We start from the raw sequence: 18,106 nt of genomic DNA, 5'->3' as shown, positions 1-18,106 counted from the left end.
CACCCGCTACGCCAAACGGGCATCTCTCTACCAGGCAAGCCTCGTCCTCATAGCCGCCATCATCTGGCTTCCATGATCGACAGGACAGGCCCTAGTCGGTATCGGCCCGCCTGGTCGGTATCGGTCGGCCTGGCCGGTCACCACGATCTCGCCGCGCCGGGGTCGAACCGCACCGCCGACCCCGGCCCCCGCGAACATGACCGACTCAACGGGGCCGAGATGGCGGCATCCGCCTCGCGGCGATTACGCGACCTGGCCGGAGTTGCGAGACGTACCCGCCGAGAGTCAGAGGTCGGCCGGGGCGGTGGCGGCGCGGGCGGCGGCGGCGACCAGTTGGTCGGTCTCGGCGCGTACCCCGTCGGCGTCGACCGGGGTGCCGGGGTCGTAGCGGACCGTCCAGGTCAGACCGTCCGCCCCGGCCACCCGCCGGGCCGCGATCCGGCCCGAGCCGCCGGGCACCGGGTGCTGCTGGGTGTACGCCACCGAGCGGGTCACCCGCGCCCGCACCTGGTGCGGCAGGTCCCCCGGATCGAGCAGCAGGTACGTCTCGACGGGACCGTCGGCGACCACCAGGTAACCGTCCCGCTCGTCGATCGTCTCCGCCACCGTGACGGTCAGCTCCCGCCCGGACCAGACGGCCTTGAGGATGTCGTGCCAGCCCAGCCGCTCCGCCCGACCGGGCAGCCAGAGCCCGAGGTTGGTCGCCACCAGCACCCCGCCGCCACCGGAACCGGTACCGGTCGACGCACCGCCAACAGCCGACGCACCACCAACAGCCGACGCATCGCCAATGACCGACGGGCCGGCGACAGCCGACGGGCCGGTGGCGACGGACCCTCCGTCGACGGAAGACGTACCGTCAGCGGCAGGCACATCGTCGGCGGGCGGCGGGCCGGTGACAGCCGACGGGCCGGCAGTGACAGGCGCACCGTCAGCGGCAGGCACATCGTCGGTGGGCGGTGCGTCGTTGCTGCCGCCGTCGCCGGGGGCGGCCCAGGCCAGCACCCGTTCCCCGGCGGTCAGGGCGGGGCGGGCGGCGGCGGGCAGCTTGGGCTTGCGGCCGAACAGTCCCATCAGAGTCCTCCCGCGGCCTGCTCGCGCAGGGCCCGCGCATGCTGTTCCAGCGAGAGCAGTTCCCCGAAGAGGGCGAAATACTCGTCCTTCTGGTTGACCGGGTTGATCCGCTGGATCTTGGACTTCAGGTCCCTGATCCGGGCGGTCACCGAGCCCCACTGCAACTGGGCGAGGGTGCTGGAGACGTACCTCGGGTCGGGTTCGCCGTCGATCCGCAGCGGCTCCACCGCCAGCTCACCGACGAGCGCCTGGGCCGCCAGGTCCTCGCAGGCGTCCCGGACCGCCTCGACCCACACCGCGCCGCCAGACGCGACGGCCACACCACCCGCCGCCGCGATCGCGGTACGCACCGCGACGTGCACCGGGTGCCGGTACTCGGCGGCCTCGACGGCGTCGAACATCGGGCCGGCGAGGACCGGCTCCTGGAGGGCGAGTTTTAACGCCTCCCGCTCGACCATCGACTCCGGACTGTCCACAGTAGGAGAATGCTTCTTGGTTGGCCTCGATATCCCAGCCACGCGGCCACCATTGGCCCTATCTGCAGCCTTCAGAATTTCACGCACTTCTTCAGGGTCAGCCCCTGTAATATGGGCTAATTCCCGCAGGTACTGCTCCCGCAGCTCCCAACGTCGAATTTTGAGCATCAAGGGAGCTATGGCATTCATCGCCCCAGTTCGCCCCTCGGCCGTATTCAAATCATACCGGCTGGCGATGCTTCGCAGCGCGTAGGTCAGTAGAGGTTCTCGCCGCGCAACAAGGTCACGAACAGCAAGGTCTCCCTTCTCCAGGCGCAGCTCACAGGGATCCATATCATTAGGGCTTACCGCGATGAATGTTTGAGCTAGGAACTCTTGATCATCCTCAAATGCCCGCATAGCCGCCTTCTGGCCTGCGGCGTCACCGTCGAAGGTGTAAATGATCTCGCCAGAGTCGACACTGCCGTCCAAAATAAGACGACGAAGGACCCTGATGTGGTCCGCGCCGAAGGCGGTGCCGCAGGTCGCCACGGCGGTCGGGACCCCGGCCAGGTGGCAGGCCATCACGTCGGTGTAACCCTCGACGACGACCACCCGGCCCTGCTTGGCGATCTCCCGTTTGGCCTGGTCGATGCCGTAGAGCACGTGCGACTTCTTGTAGATCGGCGTCTCGGGGGTGTTGAGGTATTTCGGGCCGTCGTCGTCGTCGAAGAGTTTCCGCGCCCCGAAGCCGATCACATCACCGGCGATGTCGCGGATCGGCCACATCAGCCGGCGACGGAACCGGTCGATCAGGGTGCCCGAGCGCGACGGCCGGGACAACCCGCCGGTGACCAGCTCGTCATGGGTGAACCCCTGCTGACGCAGGTGCTTGGTGAGCAGGTCCCAGGCGTCCGGGGCGAAACCGCACCCGTACCGCTGCGCGGCGGCCCGGTCGAAACCGCGCCGGGCCAGGAACTCCCGGGCCGGGCGGGCGCCGGCCGTGGTGAGCTGCGCCTGATAGAACTCCACGGCGGCGGCGTGCGCGGCCACCAGCCGCTGCTTCTGCCCCTGCTGCGGACGGGCCCGGGGCGCGGCCTGGTCACCCTCGACGTAGCGCAGCTGGATGCCGACCCGGTCGGCGAGCCGCTCGACGGACTCGACGAAGGTGAGATGCTCGGCGTCCATCAGGAACTTGATCGCGTCGCCACCGACGCCGCAACCGAAGCAGTAGAAGACGTTACGGGCCGGTGAAACGTTGAACGACGGGCTCTTCTCGTCGTGGAACGGGCAGAGGCCCTTGAGGTTGCCGCCACCGGCCGACTTCAGGGTCACCGTGTCCGAGATCACCTCGGCGATGGAGGCCCGCTCGCGGACCAACGCGATGTCCTCGTCCCTGATCCGCCCAGCCATGCGGTGCCACCCCCTCGGCCCTCCATCCTGCCCTGCCGGACCGACGATCCGTCGGGCGGGGGACGGGCGGCTGGCGAACGCCCGGCTCAGCGGGGAGGACGGTGCAGCCAGTGGGTGACCGGGGGCGGGTTCTCCTCGTCGTACGACCGGGCGGCCCGCACGGCGGCGGACAGGCCGGACCGGCGTCCCCGGTCCGGGTGCGGGTTGACCGCCGGGTCCCGGGCCATGTCACGCAGCAGCGCCACGGCGAGCCCGAGCATCACCACCACGAACGGCAGCGCCACCATGATGGTCGCCTGTTGCAGGGCGGCCAGGCCCCCGGCGAGCAGCAGCGCGGCGGCGACCGCCCCGATCAGCACCCCCCAGAGCACCACGAGTACGCGGTGCGGGCGCAGTGCGCCGCCCGAGGTGAGCGCCCCCAGCACCAGCGACGCCGAGTCGGCGCTGGTCACGAAGTAGAGCGCGATGAGCACCATGGCCAGCACGCTGGTGACGGTCCCCAGCGGGAGCGCGTCCAGCAGCCCGAACAGCGCCTGCTCACTGCCCGCCCCGACGTCCGCCACCAGATCGCGGGTGCCGCTGGCCTGGGTACGCAGGGCGCTGCCGCCCATGATCGCGAACCAGATCGCGCTGGCCCCGCTGGGCACCAGCAGTACCCCGACCAGGAACTGACGCACGGTCCGCCCACGCGAGATCCGCGCGATGAAGGTGCCGACGAACGGTGCCCAGGAGATCCACCAGGCCCAGTAGAAGATCGTCCAGGACCCGAGCCACGCCGGGTCGGAGAACGCGCCGGTACGGGTGGACATGAACACCAGGCTGCTGAGGTAGTCACCGACCGACGCGGGCAGCACCTCCAGCGTGTAGATCGTCGGCCCCACCACGAACACGAAGACCATCAGCGCCACGGCCAGCAGGACGTTGGTGGTGGACAGCCACTTGACCCCCCGGTGCAGGCCGGAGAAGGCCGAGACGACGAAGGCCAGGGTCAGCGCGCCGATCACGGTCAGTTCCACCGACCGGGTGTCCGGTACGCCGGCCACCAGGTCCAGACCGGCGGCCACCTGGAGCGCGCCGAGGCCGAGGCTGGTGGCCGAACCGAAGACCGTGGCGAACACGGCGAGCAGGTCGATGGCCCGACCGGCCACCCCGTCGGCCCGCGCGCCGAGCAGCGGGTGGAACGCGGCCGAGATCCGGTTGTCCCGCCCCTTGCGGAACGTCGAGTACGCCAGCGCCAGCGCGGTGACGGCGTAGATCGCCCACGGGTGCAGCGTCCAGTGGAAGAGCGTGTACTGCATGGCCGCTGCGGCGGCACCCGGGGTCTGTGCCCCGACGCCGGTGGCCGGCGGCGGGGTGGCGTAGTGCTGGATCGGCTCGGCCACCGCGAAGAAGACCAGACCGATGCCCATCCCCGCGCTGAACATCATGGCGACCCAGGCCAGCGTGTCGAACTCCGGCTGGTCGTCGTCGGCGCCCAGCCGGATCCGGCCGTAGCGGGAGGCCGCGACGACCACCGCGAGCACCAGGAAGGCGTCCGCCGCGACGACGAAGAACCAGCCGAAGGTGCCGATCACCCAGGCCAGCCCGGACTCGCCGAAGTCGGCCAGCGAACCGCGCGCGGACACCCCCCAGAGCACGACCGCCAGCACCCCGCCGACGCCCAGGGTGAGCACCACCGGGTCGGGCCTGCCACCCGCCCGCGCATCCACGTCCCGCGCCCGCTCAGCCATGGTCACATCGTCCCGCCCGGTGACCCCGACAGCAGGCGATTGCGCCCATTCCCACGACCCGTGGGCGGTGCTCAGGCCAGGACTTCGGCCCCCTCGGCCTCCACCTGGCGACGCTCAGGTCAGGACTTCGGCCTCCTCGGCCCCCACCTGGCGGTGCTCAGGTCAGAACTTCGGCCTCCTCGGCCTCCACCTGGCGGTTCCAGTCCGGCTTGGTGGAGCGCCAGCCCTCGTCGTCCATGCCGCGTCGCCAGTAGCCGGAGATCGACAGCGCTTCCCGGGGCACCGACCGCTCGACCCGCAGCAGCCGGCGCAGCTCCTTGACGAACGTGGCCTCGCCGTGCACGAAGGCGTGCACCCGGCCGGGCGGGAACTCCAGCTCCCGTACCGCCGCGACCAGGGCCTCGCCGACCGGTCGACCGGCCCGGTGCAGCCAGGTCAACGCCACCGCGCCGGGGCTGGGCAACGACTGCTCGTCGGCCGGGTCGGCGATCTCGACCATGACGACCGCCGGGGCACCCTCGGGCAGCCGCTCCAACGCGGCGCCGATCGCCGGCAGGGCACTCTCGTCACCCACCAGCAGGTGCCAGTCCGCCGTCGGGTCCGGCGCGTACGCCCCGCCGGGGCCGGTGAACAGCACCTCGTCGCCGGGCCGCAGCCGGGCCGCCCACGGACCGGCCAACCCCTCGTCGCCGTGGTGCACCACGTCGATGGTCAACTCACCGGCCGCCGCGTCCCAGGCCCGCACGGTGTACGCGCGCAGCCGGGGCCACTGCTCCCGGGGCAGCTCCCGCTTGATCGCCGTCAGGTCCAGCGGCCTCGGCAGGTCCACCCCCTCGGGCGGAAAGACCAGCTTGACGTAGTGGTCGGTGAACTCCCCCACCGGCAGCCCGACCAGTTCCTCCCCACCGAGAACGAGCCGGACCAGGTGCGGGGTGGGCCGTCCGACCCGCACCACCCGCGCCGCAGTAACCATCTTGGAGCGCTCCGCCATAAAACTAAGGCTACCCTAACTCCCCCACCCCTCTCCCCCCACCCCTCCACCCCGCCCCGCCCCGCCCCGGTGATCAAGAGGTTTGCGTCACCCTCCCCGGTGATCAAGAGGTTTGCGTCAATCCAGCGATCAACTTTGACGTAAACCTCTTGATCAACTGACGCAAAGCTCTTGATCACCGGATCGAGGGGCGGGAGCGGAGGGCGGGAGCGGGGGTGGGGGTGGGGGGAGCGGGCTTCAGGTGAGGTGGGTGTGCCAGGTCAGGGCGGCGGGGTCGGTGAGGGAGGCGACCTGGTCGATGATGACGCGTAGGCGGGCCGGGTCGTCTCCGGCCTGCCGCCAGAGGGGGGCGAAGACCGGGTCGAGGGCGTCCGGGGCGCGGTCGACGAGCACGGTGACCAGTTCGGTGAGGACGTCCCGCTGACGGTCGTAACGGGTGCGGGCGTCCGGACGGCACATCACGTACCGCCAGGCGATGCCCTTGAGCAGGGCACACTGCGCCCTGATCCGGCGCGGCACGACCAGGTCGGCGGCGTAGCGGTGGTGCGGGCCGGGGCCGAAGCGGTCCCGGGTCGCCCCGACCACGGTCGCCACGAACCGGCCGGTGAGCACGCTGGTGGTGGCCTTGAGGGCGACCTGCGCCCGGTGGCTGCCGTCGTACCCGGCCAACGGGGTGAGCACCGGGTCGGCGAGCAACTCGACAAGCACCCCGCCGAGGTCGTCCGGGGACTCCCCGGAGTAGACGGCGGCCACGTCGACGCAGAGCGCGGCGCGTTCGTCCGGGTCGTTCAGGAGGGGACGCAACGAGACGTACCCGCCGTGGATGCCGTCCTCGACGTCGTGCACCGAGTACGCCACGTCGTCGGCCCAGTCCATCACCTGCGCCTCCAGGCAGCGGCGGGCCCCGCCGGACGGGTCGGGATCAGCGGAGGTGGCGGTGGGGGCGGGGCTGCCGGCGCGTAGCCAGTCGAAGACCGGGCGGTCGTCGCCGTACACGCCGAACTTGCGCAGCCCGGGGCGGCGGGGCCACGGGTACTTGCTGACCGCGTCGAGCGCGGCCCGGGTGAGGTTGAGCCCCGCAGGGCTGCCGTCCGGGGCGAGCACCTTCGCCTCCAGCCGGGTGAGCACCCGCAGCGTCTGCGCGTTGCCCTCGAAGCCGCCACAGGACGCGGCGAGCCCGTCCAGGGTGTCCTCGCCGTTGTGCCCGAAGGGCGGGTGCCCGAGGTCGTGGGCCAGCCCGGCGGTGTCCACCAGATCCGGGTCGCAGCCCAGCCGGGCACCCATCTCCCGGGCGATCTGGGCCACCTCCAGCGAGTGGGTCAGCCGGGTACGCAGGAAGTCGTCGGTCCCGGCGACGTGCACCTGGGTCTTCGCGGCGAGCCGACGGAACGCCGCCGAGTGCAGCACCCGGGCCCGGTCCCGCTCGTACGGGGACCGGCCGTGGCCGGTGTCCTTGGGCGTCTCCTCGACCCACCGTTGCGCGTCGGCCGGCTGGCCGTCGACTGTGGGCATCTCAGCCCCGCCGGGGCTCGTCGTCGCCGGACACGACCGGCCCGGACACGCCGGACACGACCGGCCCGGACACGCCGGACACAGCCGGCCCGGACGCAACCGGCCCGAACGCGCCGGGCGCGACCGGCCCGAACACGCAGGTCCCGGGTCGGCCGGCGTCGACGGTGGCGCTCACCCAGCCGCTGCTCATCCGGTCACCCCTTCACGGTCGTACCCCATGGTCGCGGGAGCCCAGGTTACGCCGCACCGCGCCGGGGGTGCGCGCACCGCGGGCGCGCGCACCGGGAACCCCGCGACCCGGCCGGGCACCGACGCCGCGCGACGCCCACCGGCGGCGGGCCGGTGGGCGTCGCGGGCGGTCAGCGGCTGTCGGAGCCGGTCGTCTCGATGGCGGCCCGGCCGGCCTCCAGCCGGGCGACCGGCACCCGGAACGGCGAGCAGGAGACGTAGTCCAGCCCCACCTCGTGGAAGAAGTGCACCGAGTCGGGGTCGCCGCCGTGTTCGCCGCAGACGCCGAGTTTCAGCCCGGGGCGGGCGGCCCGGCCCTCCTCGGCGGCGATCCGGATGAGCCGGCCGACCCCGTCGCGGTCGATCGACTCGAACGGGGAGATGCCGAAGATGCCCAGTTCCAGGTAGCGCCAGAAGAATGCGCCTTCGACGTCGTCGCGGGAGAAACCCCAGCCCATCTGGGTGAGGTCGTTGGTGCCGAAGGAGAAGAACTGCGCCGCCTCGGCGATCTGGCCGGCGGTCAACGCCGCCCGGGGCACCTCGATCATGGTGCCGATCAGCACCTCGACCCCGCTGTCCCCGACCACCTCGGCGATGATCTTCTCGGCTTCGGCGCGTACCGTCTCGAGCTCCTGGACCGCGCCGACCAGCGGGACCATGATCTCCGGGCAGGCCGCGCCGCCGTCGCGGGTGACCGCGACGGCCGCCTCGGCGATCGCGCGGACCTGCATCGCGAACAGGCCGGGGATGACCAGCCCGAGGCGCACGCCGCGCAGGCCGAGCATCGGGTTCTCCTCGTGCATCCGCCGGACGGCGGCGAGCAGCGCCTCCTCCTTGGCGACGTCCTCGCCGCGTTCCTGGGCGACGGCGACGTTGACCGCGAGCTGTTCCAGCGGAGGCAGGAACTCGTGCAGCGGCGGGTCGATCAGCCGGACGGTGACGGGGAGCCCGGCCATCTCGCAGAAGATCTCCACGAAGTCCTGGCGCTGCAGGGGCAGCAGAGCGGCGAGGGCGTCGGTGCGGTCGGTGTCGGTGGCGGCGAGGATCAGGCGTTCGACCAGTTCCCGCCGGTCGCCGAGGAACATGTGCTCGGTGCGGCACAGGCCGATGCCCTCGGCGCCGAAGCGCCGGGCGCGGGCCGCGTCCGCCCCGGTGTCGGCGTTCGTCCGCACCGCCAGCCGCCGCCGTGCGTCGGCGTGCGTCATGATCCGGTGTACGGCCCGGACCAGCGCGTTGTCGACGTGCGCCGGGTCGAGGCTGCCCTCGAAGTACTGGACCACCTCGGACGGCACGACCGGCACCTCGCCCAGGTAGACCTTGCCGGTGGTGCCGTCGATGGAGACGACGTCGCCCTCGGAAACGGTGCGCCCGCCGACGGTGAACCGCTTCGCCGGCACGTTGACCTCGATCTCGTCGGCCCCGGAGACGCAGGTCTTGCCCATCCCCCGGGCCACCACGGCGGCGTGGCTGGTCTTGCCGCCGCGCGAGGTGAGGATGCCCTGGGCGGCGATCATGCCGTTGAGGTCGTCGGGGTTGGTCTCCCGGCGGACCAGGATCACCGCCTTGCCCTCGGCGGCCAGCTCGACGGCGCGGGCGGAGGTGAAGACCACCGCGCCGGACGCGGCACCCGGGGAGGCCCCGATGCCCCGGGCGACCGGCGGGACGTCGTGGTCGAGCTGGAAGCGGGGGAACATGAGCTGGGCGAGCTGCGCGCCGTTGACCCGGTGCAGCGCCTCGTCGAGGTCGATCAGGCCCTCGTCGACGAGTTGCCCGGCGATGACGAACGCGGCGGCGGCGGTGCGCTTGCCCACCCGGGTCTGGAGCATCCAGAGCTTGCCCCGCTCGATGGTGAACTCGATGTCGCAGAGATCCTGGTAGTGCCCTTCCAGCCGGGCCATGATGTCGAGCAGCTGGTCGTAGGAGGTCTTGTCGAGCTGCTCCAGCTCCTGCAACGGCACGGTGTTGCGGATGCCCGCGACGACGTCCTCACCCTGGGCGTTGGCCAGGTAGTCGCCGTAGATGCCCTGCGCGCCGCTGCCCGGGTCGCGGGTGAAGGCGACCCCGGTGCCGGAGTCGGGACCGAGGTTGCCGAAGACCATCGCCACCACGTTGACGGCGGTGCCCAGGTCGGCCGGAATGCGTTCCTGGCGGCGGTAGAGGATCGCCCGCTCGGCGTTCCATGACTCGAAGACCGCCCGGATGGCCAGGTCGAGCTGCTCGCGCGGCTCCTGCGGGAACTCCCGCCCGGTGTGCTCGGCAAAGATCTTCTTGTACGTCTCGACCAGCCCACGCAGGTCGTCGGCGTCCAGGTCGAGGTCGTCGTGGGTGCCCTTGGCCCGCTTGGCCTCGTCGAGGGCGTGTTCGAACTCCTCGCCCGGCACCTCGCAGACGGTCTTACCGAACATCTGGATCAGCCGGCGGTAGGAGTCCCAGGCGAACCGGTCGTTGCCGCCGGAGGCGGTCGGGTCCGCGTTGCCGCCGGAGGCGGTCGGGCCTGCGCTGCCGCCGGCCTGGCGGGCGAGTCCTACGACGCTGCGGTCGTTGAGGCCGACGTTGAGGACGGTCTCCATCATGCCGGGCATCGAGAACCGGGCACCGGAGCGTACCGAGACCAGCAGTGGGTCGTCCGGGTCACCGAGACGACGCCCCATCTCGCGTTCCAGGGCTTGCAGGTGGGCCTCGATCTGGCCGGCCAGCCCGTCCGGCTCCCGCCCGGTCGCCAGGTACGCCTGGCACGCCCCGGTGGTGATGGTGAAACCGGGCGGCACCGGCAGGCCGAGATTGGTCATCTCGGCAAGATTGGCGCCCTTTCCACCGAGCAGGTCCTTGAGATCCTTGTTGCCCTCGGCGAAGTCGTAGACGTACTTGTCCGTCTCGTGCGCTGTCACCAGAAGCCTCCCACGCGCGCCGGAATTGACACTTAACGAAGGTTCAGTTCTGACCTACCCCGGGGCCGACCTCCGGCAATCCGGCCTGGTCAGCGATCGGTGGGCGAAGGTTAAGCGAACATCGGGCAGCCTGGGACCGTTCGGTGACAATAGGCACAGCCATCACGACTATCCGCGTTCGCTCCGGTTTCTGGGAACGCTTCCATGCGCACGATCACGCAATTCCGCTTCCTCCTCGTACTCTTGACGTCACCGGTTCCGCAAACCTGACCTTTGCCATATCCCTCGCGAATACACCCCGGAGCTGCCCCGTGTCGCTCACCCCGCCCCCCGGCCTCGTCCCCGCCCCAGCCCCCGAGCAGCCAGCCCCCGCCGACCTCCCGTCCCCGCCCGACCAGGCCCCCACCATGCCGGCCACGCCGACGACGGACGGGCCCGCGACGGACGGGCCCGCGACGGGCTTCGTGGTCACCGGGGTCGAGCCGGCGGCGGCCGAACTGGCGGGCAGCGCCGCCGGGGCCGCCGAACGGCTGCTCACCCGGCCGCCGGTCGGGTTGGGCGACGTGGTGCCGGCGCCCGCGTCGGTGAGGCCGCAGCCGGCCGCGAACTTCGCCCTCCCGGCCGATGCGGCGGTACGGGTGAGCGCCGACCCGGCCGCCCGGGACGTCGCCGAACATCTCGCGGAGTTGCTGCGTCCCGCCACCGGCCTGCCGCTGCCGGTCGCCGACCTGCCCACGATCCCGGGCACGCTGATGCTCACCCTGTCCGCCACCGCGCCGCGCCCGTCGGCGGCGGTGCGCGAGTGGGCAGCGGAGGAGTACCGACTCGACGTCGACGTCGACGGGGTGCGCATCACCGCCGGCACCGCGACCGGCCTCTTCCACGGTGTGCAGACGCTGCGGCAACTGCTGCCGGCGGCCGTCGAGAGCCGGACCACGGTGGCCGGGCGGTGGGTGGTGCCCGGAGGCACGATCGTCGACCGCCCCCACTTCCCCTATCGGGGCGCGATGCTCGACGTGGCGCGGCACTTCTTCACCGTCGACGACGTGTGTCGGGTGATCGACCACCTGGCCCGGTACAAGCTCAACCACCTGCACCTGCACCTCACCGACGACCAGGGCTGGCGGATCGCCGTCGACTCCTGGCCCCGGCTGGCCACCGTCGGCGGGCGCACCGAGGTGGGCGGCGGCCCCGGTGGCTGGTACACCGCCGCCGACTACCGACGCATCGTCGGATACGCCGCCCGGCGGCACGTCACCGTCGTCCCCGAGGTGGACCTGCCCGGCCACACCAACGCGGCGCTGGTCGCCTACCCGGAGCTGGCGCCGGGCAAGGTCGCGCCACCGCCGTACACCGGCACCGAGGTCGGCTTCAGCTACGTCGACCCCACCGACGAGCGGACGTACGACTTCGTCGCCGACGTGCTCGGCGAGGTGGCCGCGCTGACCCCCGGGCCGTGGCTGCACATCGGCGGCGACGAGGCGTACAAGGTGAAGGGGGCGGCGTACACCGGTTTCGTGGAGCGGGTGCAGCAGATCGTCGCCGGGCTCGGCCGGACCGTGGTCGGCTGGCACCAGATCGCCCCCGCCGACCAGGTCGACGGCCGGGTCCTCCAGTGGTGGGGCACCGACGGCGACGACCCGACCGTCGCCGAGGCGGTACGCCGGGGCGCCCGGCTGATCCTCTCCCCCGGCAACCACGCCTACCTGGACATGAAGTACGCCCCGGACACACCGCTCGGCCACGACTGGGCGGGCCTGATCGACGTGCACCGGGCGTACCACTGGGACCCGGCGACCCACCTGACCGGCGTCCCGGCGGAGGCGGTGCTCGGCGTGGAGGCCCCGCTCTGGACCGAGTCGGTGACGTCGTTGGCCGAGATCGAGTTCCTGCTCCTCCCCCGGCTGCCCGCCCTTGCCGAGGTGGCCTGGTCCGCGCCGTCGACCCGGAGCTGGGCGGGGTTCCGGGAGCGGCTGGCCGGCCACGGCCCGCGCTGGCAGGCCGCCGGCATCACGTTCCACCCGTCCCCGGAGATCCCCTGGCCCCGCCCCTCCGACAACGTTCGCATCGCCGGCAGCCCACCACCAGCCCGCCAGCCTCGACCACGTTCCGTCACATCCGGCCAGGGGCAGACAAAAATCACTTAGAGTGACCGATTTTCGATCCCATTACGCGGCCCAGCCGGCCCCGTAATCCTCAGAACCCGCCTGAACTGCCCATTCCCCCCAACTCCCGGCAACCCCCACCAACCCCCATCCACATCCTTTGCTCTGCTGCCACATACGCACCGGACACAAAGCGTGACCGTCGCGCCGAGGGCAGCAGAGCAAAGGATGCGGGTGGGTCTGGGGTGGGGGGCGCTAAAAGTAACGCTTAGTGACCGAATTGAGAGGTCGGCGACGGGGTCGTCGGATTCGGGGCGCCGCTGGCGGACCAGCCCACCGGCCCGGTGACGGAGGCCACCCGTAGGTCGGAATCGTGGGTCGGCCGGGGTCGTTACATCTGGCATCCGCGATCGCACCCCGGCCGGCCCGCTCGGCCGGAGGCGCGGGAGCTCCGCCGGAACGGACGCCCCCCGGAGCACGGCGCTCGGAACGCGAGCCGCCCGGAACGCGAGCCATCCGGGGCGCGCCGCCCCGGAACACGAGCCACCCGGAACGCACGGGCCTCGGCGCTGGCAGCGGGCGCGGAATGCCTGCGCCACCGGCTCGGTTACACGTCCCCGGCCGGCACCCCGCGAACCGCCGGCCCGAGCTACCTCTTCACCTGCCCCACGGCGCGACCGCGCCCATCCCGCACCCCCTGCGGACGTATGCGGGCGTGGACCCCCGAGATGCAGAGGAGCACGACATCATGCGTACCGACATCCTGCGTAAGACCGTGCTGACCGCTGCCGGCCTAGCCGTCACCGCCGGTGGCATCGCTGGCCCCGCGCTGGCCGCCCAGGCCGCCGAGACGACCCGACCCGCCGCCGTCGTGCAGACCGACCGCAAGCCGGCCGGCGAGCGCGAGTTGAAGGTCGACTACGCCGCGCAGCCCAACTTCTACTACTGCGGCCCCGCCGCCACCCGGAACGCCCTGAGTGTCCAGGGCAAGAACATCGACGTCGACGCCATGGCCAAGGAGATGGGCACCACCGAGGACGGCACCGACAGCATCAACGACATCACCCCGGTGCTGAACAAGGAGATCGGCCGCAACGCCTACCGCAGCACCGAGATCCCGGTCGACAAGGTCGACGGCAAGCGCATCGCGCAGCTGCGGGCCGACATCGTCCGGGCGGTGGACGACGGCCGGGCCGTGGTCGCCAACATCGCCGGCACCGCCACCGACACCGACGGCAACACCCACGCCTTCGAGGGTGGGCACTACATCAGCGTCGTCGGCTACCGCGACGGTGGACGGGTCGTGACGATCGCCGACTCCGCCAACCCGGACACCGCCTCCTACCGGATCGACGTCGACGAGCTGGCCCACTGGATCGCCAGCCGCGGCTACGCCTCCTGACCCGCCCCACACCGGTCATGCGAAGGGCCGGCCCCCTCGGGGGAGGGTCGGCCCTTCACCGTCGGCACCGCCAGCCGGCGGACCACCCCGGACACCCCGAACAGCACACCACCCCCGGGCGGCGGAACACCACGGACCACCCCCAGGCAGCGGACGGCCCGGACGGCGGACGCCCCGGGCGGCGGACGGCCCGTCGACCCCGGGCGGCGGACGGCGATCGGGTCGGTCGGTCTCAGCCGCCCGAGTCGTCCAACTCGGCCCCCTCCGGGACGGTGTCGTCGTCCCGGCTGGCCAGCCAGCCCTCGGGCAGGAAGACCTTGCCGGGAGAGTTCGTCCGGCCGCGCGGCTGACCGAGGGCGGCCACCGGGAACGGTTCGACCGCGTCCAGCTTGCCGAGCAGGTCGTCCAGCTGGGCCAGGCTCTCGATCATGGCGAGTTCCCGGCGCAGCTCGCTGCCCACCGGGAAACCCTTCAGGTACCAGGCGACGTGCTTGCGGAAGTCGGTGCAGCCGTCCCGCTCGCCCCGCGCCGGGGTACGCGAGCCGGCGGTGAACTGTTCCACCAGCAGTTCGGCGTGCCGACGCATGGTCACCGCCACCTCGCCGAGGGTCGGCAGCCGACGCTCCGGTCGGCCCTCGAATGCGGCCTCCAGGTCGGCGAAGAGCCACGGCCGTCCCAGGCAGCCCCGGCCGACCACCACCCCGTCCACCCCGGTGTGGGCCACCATCCGCAACGCGTCGTCGGCCTCCCAGATGTCACCGTTGCCGAGCACCGGCACGTCGAGCGCCTGCTTGAGGGTGGCGATGGCGTCCCAGTCGGCGGTGCCGGAATACCGCTGCGCGGCCGTACGCCCGTGCAGGGCGACCGCCGCCACCCCGGCGTCCTGGGCGGCCAGCCCCGCCTCGACGTACGTCAGGTGGTCGTCGTCGATGCCCTTGCGCATCTTGACGGTGACCGGCACCCCGGCGGGTGACGCGGCGTCCACCGCCGCCCTGACCAGCCGGGCGAAGAGCCGCCGCCGCCAGGGCAGGGCCGAGCCGCCGCCCCGGCGGGTCACCTTGGGCACCGGGCAGCCGAAGTTCAGGTCGATGTGGTCGGCGAGGTCACGCTCCACCACGATCCGTACCGCAGCCGCGGTCACCTCCGGGTCGGTGCCGTAGAGCTGGAGGCTACGCGGTTGCTCCTCGGCACCGAAGGCGATCATGCGCAGGGTCTTCGGGTTCCGCTGCACCAGCGCGATTGTGGTGATCATCTCGCAGACGTAGATGCCACCGCCCTGCTCCCGGCAGAGCTGCCGGAAACCGACGTTGGTGATGCCGGCCATGGGCGCGAGCACCACCGGCGGCCACACCCGGTGGGGGCCGATGGTGAGCGGGCGCAGGACCGCAGCGGGACTGGTCACGTACCCCAGAATCCCATGTCGTCGGCGGCCCGCCCACCGCCGGTCCCCGGCCGTCGCCACGGCGGTGGGCAAACTCGCACCACGACGGCGACCGGTGTACGGCTTCAGTACGTGCCGGGTTCGGCGAGGATCAACCCGCAGACGTCCACGATGACCGAGGTGGCCGCGTTGACGTAGACGCCGAACGACAGCGGGGTGGCGTCGTGGCTGCCCAACTGCACCTCCACCAGGTTCGACAGCACCTGGTTGGGCCCCCACCAGTTCAACGAGGACGTCCCCGGCCGAGCCGTCGACGAGCTGTACGCGGTGAGGAAGCCGCCGGAGACGGTCCCGGCCACGGTGACGTTGACGTACGCGGCGGTGGCCTTGCCGGCCAGCGCCGGCGGCACGTTCTTCACCGTCACGTGGATGATCTTGCCGGCGCCGAGCTTGCCGGCGAGCACGTTCCCCGCGCCGGCCACCACGTTGCCGCCGTAGGTGCCCATCGCGCGGGTGTCCAGGATGCGCGTCGGTGCGACCGCCAGCGTCCGGTTCGCCCAGCGGGAGGTGTTGACGTACCGCTTCGTCGCGTCCCTGCCCCCGATGACCAGGTCACCCGACTCGTTGATCGCCAGCGAACCGGTAGGCAGCTCCGCCGGGATCGCCGCGTCCGCAGTGGGCGCGAGGATCAGCGGCGGACGCCCGTCGGCGTGGGTGAGGGTCAGCGTCGGAGCGGCCGACGAGCCCCCGGTCAGCAGCGTCCCGGTCGTACCGGCGTCGTTGGTCAACCCGGCGCGGACCGGGTCGCCGGCAGTCGCCTCGGCCGGCGTGGCGACGACGGCCGCGACCGGGACACCCGCACCGACGGCGAGGCCGCCCTTCACCAGCCGCCGACGGGTGGTCGAGGAGCTCTGGTCGCTGGTCATGCTGCTGTCCTCCTCGTGGTCACGCACCGGTCCGCACCTCGCGGTCACCGCGCTCGGCGGCTTCCCTGATCACCCGGGCCCGGACTCCGCCGGCACCGACGCGACCGCCCTGGGCGGCCTTCGCGTTGACCACCGCCGACTCCGGGTGGAACACCAGCAGGCCGGTGACGTCGAGGATCACCGCCGCCGCGCTAGCGGCCACCCAGACGGCCACCACGTCGGGGTAGTAGTCCCCACCGGCGGTCTCGTAGCCGCCGAGCTGGGAGATGACACCGTTGGAGAGCAGCTGGCCGGCGTCCCACCAGTTGATCGTGGAGGCGGTGGGCAGCTCACCCCGACCCCAGACGGTGGCGAACCCGCCGCGCGCGGTGTTGGCCACGGTGACGTTGCCCATCAGGCCGTCGCCGTAGTCGACGATGTCGCGCAGGTGCACGACCAGCAGGGTGTCGGCAAGTACCCGGCCCTGCGGATCGACCCGGCCGGCCCCCTCCAGGAGCCGGGCGCGACCGGTCGCGCTGCGACTGTCGAGCACCCGGGTCGGCGGGATCGGCACCAGCATGGTGGCGTTCGCCGTGGTCAGCGTCTCGTGCTGCACCACCGCGCTGTCGACCACCCGCTGCACGCCCAGGCCGTCGGCGGTGGAGACCAGCCCGCCGCCCCACCCGAAGCTGGACGGCCGGCGGGTCAGCCGGAGGGTCGCACCGGTGCTGTTCTCCAGGGCGAGCGTTGCGGCCCCGCCGTCGGCGGCGCTGGTCACGACGGTGTGCAGGCCGCCGGTGGTGGTCCCGCCGAGGACAACCGGGTCTCCGGTCGCGGCGGCGGGCGCAGCGTTGGCTGTGGTGCCGGCGGGCGCGGCGGCGGCGGGCGCGGCGGCGGCTGTGGTGGCGGCGACCGCCGCGCCGCCGGTGACGGCGGCCCGCCGCAGCAGGGCCCGCCGGGAGGCGGCCGGGTCAGGTTCGGTCGACGTCATTCTTCGTTCCCCCGTCGGCTGGTCGGATGGCGGCTTTCGGGGCGCGGTGCGCGCCTCCGGCCGCCTAGGCACGGTTGACGAGCACCTGGCTCGGGTGACCGACCAGCAGGCTGGTCAGGTCGAGGATCACGTGGGTCGGCGAACTGGTGGCCTGGAGCGTCAACACGCTGCGGTACGCCCCTACGGCACCGAGCTCGGTGAAGAGGAAGTTCGACAGGACCTGGCCGCTGGTCCACCAGTTCACCGTGGACGTGACCGGCCTGGGGCCGCTGCCCCACACGGTCAGCACGCCGCCACCTGTCATCCCGGTCACGGTCACGTTGCCCTTGAGCGCATAACCGTCCCGGACGTAGCCGTCCAGACTGAGCACGACCGGCTTGCCGGGGACCAGCCGGCCGGTGGCGTCCAGGTCGCCGGCGCCGGAGACGATGGCCCGGCGCAGGTTCGGATCCCGGGTGTCGAGCACCCGGGTCGGCGCGACCGCCACCGAGGTGGTCGCCCACTCCGAGGTCCAGGCCCAGCCGGCGGTTGCCTGGTCGGCGTCGTCCGCCCCGGCCTTGACGAACAGGTCGCCCTGGTCGTCGACGGCCAGCGTGCCGAGCGCGGCGTCCAGCACCTGCGGATAGATGCTCTCGCCGGGCACCAGCCGCAGCGGCGCACCCCCGGTGTTCCTCAGTAGCAGCGTGCCGTAGCCGCTGGTGGCGTTCACCGTGGTGGTGGCCGGGCCGGCGTCGTTTGTCGTACCCATGGTGAGGTTGCCGCCCGGCGCGGCCTGCGCGGTGCCGGGCAGGCCGACCGTGGCGGCGACACCCGCGCCGGCCGTGCCGGCGACGACCGTGGCGGCCCGGCGCAGCAGGCGACGACGATCCGGGTCGTGGTCGTGCTCAGGTTGCGACGCACGCGTCATTTCACACCCCCGTGTAGAGATTCAGCACCGCTGATGCTGACACGGCCCACCGACCCACTCAAGGACTGAACGGACACAGCTACCGACCGGTGCCCGGCCCGGGACCCGGCCCCGCCCGGCAACG

13 protein-coding genes are annotated in these 18,106 nt (G+C 72.2%); 2 read left to right on the top strand and 11 right to left on the bottom strand.

The features are described from left to right. Window positions 1-285: 285 nt before the first annotated feature. The 7 genes from AB0B63_RS31250 to ppdK all read right to left on the bottom strand — a co-directional run bounded on the left by AB0B63_RS31250 (window position 286) and on the right by ppdK (window position 10,291). A complete protein-coding gene (locus AB0B63_RS31250; RefSeq protein ID WP_357025407.1) occupies window positions 286-792 on the bottom strand; it encodes a hypothetical protein in 507 nt (168 codons plus the stop codon). Between the two features lie 281 nt (window positions 793-1,073). Continuing rightward, a complete protein-coding gene (dnaG, locus tag AB0B63_RS31245; protein WP_357025401.1) occupies window positions 1,074-2,942 on the bottom strand; it encodes a DNA primase in 1,869 nt (622 codons plus the stop codon). An 86-nt stretch (window positions 2,943-3,028) separates the two neighbouring features. Beyond that, window positions 3,029-4,672, bottom strand: coding sequence for a BCCT family transporter (locus AB0B63_RS31240; RefSeq protein WP_357025398.1), 1,644 nt, complete (start codon window positions 4,670-4,672; stop codon window positions 3,029-3,031). Between the two features lie 157 nt (window positions 4,673-4,829). Then, window positions 4,830-5,663, bottom strand: a complete 834-nt coding sequence (locus AB0B63_RS31235) for a siderophore-interacting protein (RefSeq protein WP_357025395.1) — start codon at window positions 5,661-5,663, stop codon at window positions 4,830-4,832. 237 nt (window positions 5,664-5,900) lie between these two features. Then, window positions 5,901-7,175, bottom strand: a complete 1,275-nt coding sequence (locus AB0B63_RS31230) for a deoxyguanosinetriphosphate triphosphohydrolase (protein WP_357025392.1) — start codon at window positions 7,173-7,175, stop codon at window positions 5,901-5,903. Window position 7,176: 1 nt separating this feature from the next. Then, complete coding sequence (locus AB0B63_RS31225; protein ID WP_357025389.1) at window positions 7,177-7,365, bottom strand: hypothetical protein; 189 nt, start codon at window positions 7,363-7,365, stop codon at window positions 7,177-7,179. Between the two features lie 169 nt (window positions 7,366-7,534). Continuing rightward, entirely contained in the window at window positions 7,535-10,291 is a 2,757-nt protein-coding gene (gene ppdK / locus AB0B63_RS31220; protein ID WP_357025386.1) for a pyruvate, phosphate dikinase, read from the bottom strand. 407 nt (window positions 10,292-10,698) lie between these two features. On the opposite strand from ppdK, the gene AB0B63_RS31215 reads away from it, so the two are divergent. Both AB0B63_RS31215 and AB0B63_RS31210 read left to right on the top strand, forming a co-directional pair. Then, window positions 10,699-12,438: a beta-N-acetylhexosaminidase gene (locus AB0B63_RS31215; protein WP_357025404.1), complete on the top strand. Its 1,740-nt coding sequence runs from the start codon at window positions 10,699-10,701 to the stop codon at window positions 12,436-12,438. Window positions 12,439-13,144: 706 nt separating this feature from the next. Beyond that, window positions 13,145-13,798 carry a C39 family peptidase gene (locus AB0B63_RS31210; RefSeq protein ID WP_208570080.1) on the top strand — a complete coding sequence of 218 codons (654 nt, stop codon included), beginning with the start codon at window positions 13,145-13,147 and terminating at the stop codon, window positions 13,796-13,798. A 232-nt stretch (window positions 13,799-14,030) separates the two neighbouring features. On the opposite strand, the gene dusB is transcribed toward AB0B63_RS31210, so the two are convergent. The 4 genes from dusB to AB0B63_RS31190 form a co-directional block, all read right to left on the bottom strand. Beyond that, on the bottom strand, window positions 14,031-15,200 hold the full coding sequence (dusB, locus tag AB0B63_RS31205) for a tRNA dihydrouridine synthase DusB (protein ID WP_208570081.1): 1,170 nt from the start codon (window positions 15,198-15,200) through the stop codon (window positions 14,031-14,033). A 104-nt stretch (window positions 15,201-15,304) separates the two neighbouring features. Further along, the gene (locus AB0B63_RS31200; protein WP_357025382.1) at window positions 15,305-16,132 is read right to left on the bottom strand and encodes a hypothetical protein; all 828 of its coding nucleotides are present in this window, start codon (window positions 16,130-16,132) and stop codon (window positions 15,305-15,307) included. Further along, window positions 16,125-17,075, bottom strand: coding sequence for a hypothetical protein (locus AB0B63_RS31195; RefSeq protein WP_357025380.1), 951 nt, complete (start codon window positions 17,073-17,075; stop codon window positions 16,125-16,127). The genes AB0B63_RS31200 and AB0B63_RS31195 overlap by 8 nt, the downstream gene beginning before the upstream one ends. Before the next feature lie 64 nt (window positions 17,076-17,139). Beyond that, on the bottom strand, window positions 17,140-17,982 hold the full coding sequence (locus AB0B63_RS31190) for a hypothetical protein (protein WP_357025377.1): 843 nt from the start codon (window positions 17,980-17,982) through the stop codon (window positions 17,140-17,142). Window positions 17,983-18,106 lie beyond the last annotated feature (124 nt).

Origin of the sequence: Micromonospora sp. NPDC049081 (assembly GCF_040648835.1) — a bacterium.
In the GTDB taxonomy this organism is placed as follows: domain Bacteria; phylum Actinomycetota; class Actinomycetes; order Mycobacteriales; family Micromonosporaceae; genus Micromonospora; species Micromonospora antibiotica.
Note: the sequence above shows the minus strand (reverse complement) of the source record. Positions and strands in the feature narration are given on the sequence as shown.

Coding starts and splice junctions, on each gene's coding strand:
- dnaG (WP_357025401.1), bottom strand. CDS start 2,942: ATGGCTGGGCGGATCAGGGACGAGGACATCGCGTTGGTCCGCGAGCGG.
- AB0B63_RS31240 (WP_357025398.1), bottom strand. CDS start 4,672: ATGGCTGAGCGGGCGCGGGACGTGGATGCGCGGGCGGGTGGCAGGCCC.
- AB0B63_RS31235 (WP_357025395.1), bottom strand. CDS start 5,663: ATGGCGGAGCGCTCCAAGATGGTTACTGCGGCGCGGGTGGTGCGGGTC.
- AB0B63_RS31230 (WP_357025392.1), bottom strand. CDS start 7,175: ATGCCCACAGTCGACGGCCAGCCGGCCGACGCGCAACGGTGGGTCGAG.
- AB0B63_RS31225 (WP_357025389.1), bottom strand. CDS start 7,365: ATGAGCAGCGGCTGGGTGAGCGCCACCGTCGACGCCGGCCGACCCGGG.
- AB0B63_RS31215 (WP_357025404.1), top strand. CDS start 10,699: ATGCCGGCCACGCCGACGACGGACGGGCCCGCGACGGACGGGCCCGCG.
- AB0B63_RS31210 (WP_208570080.1), top strand. CDS start 13,145: ATGCGTACCGACATCCTGCGTAAGACCGTGCTGACCGCTGCCGGCCTA.
- AB0B63_RS31195 (WP_357025380.1), bottom strand. CDS start 17,075: ATGACGTCGACCGAACCTGACCCGGCCGCCTCCCGGCGGGCCCTGCTG.
- AB0B63_RS31190 (WP_357025377.1), bottom strand. CDS start 17,982: ATGACGCGTGCGTCGCAACCTGAGCACGACCACGACCCGGATCGTCGT.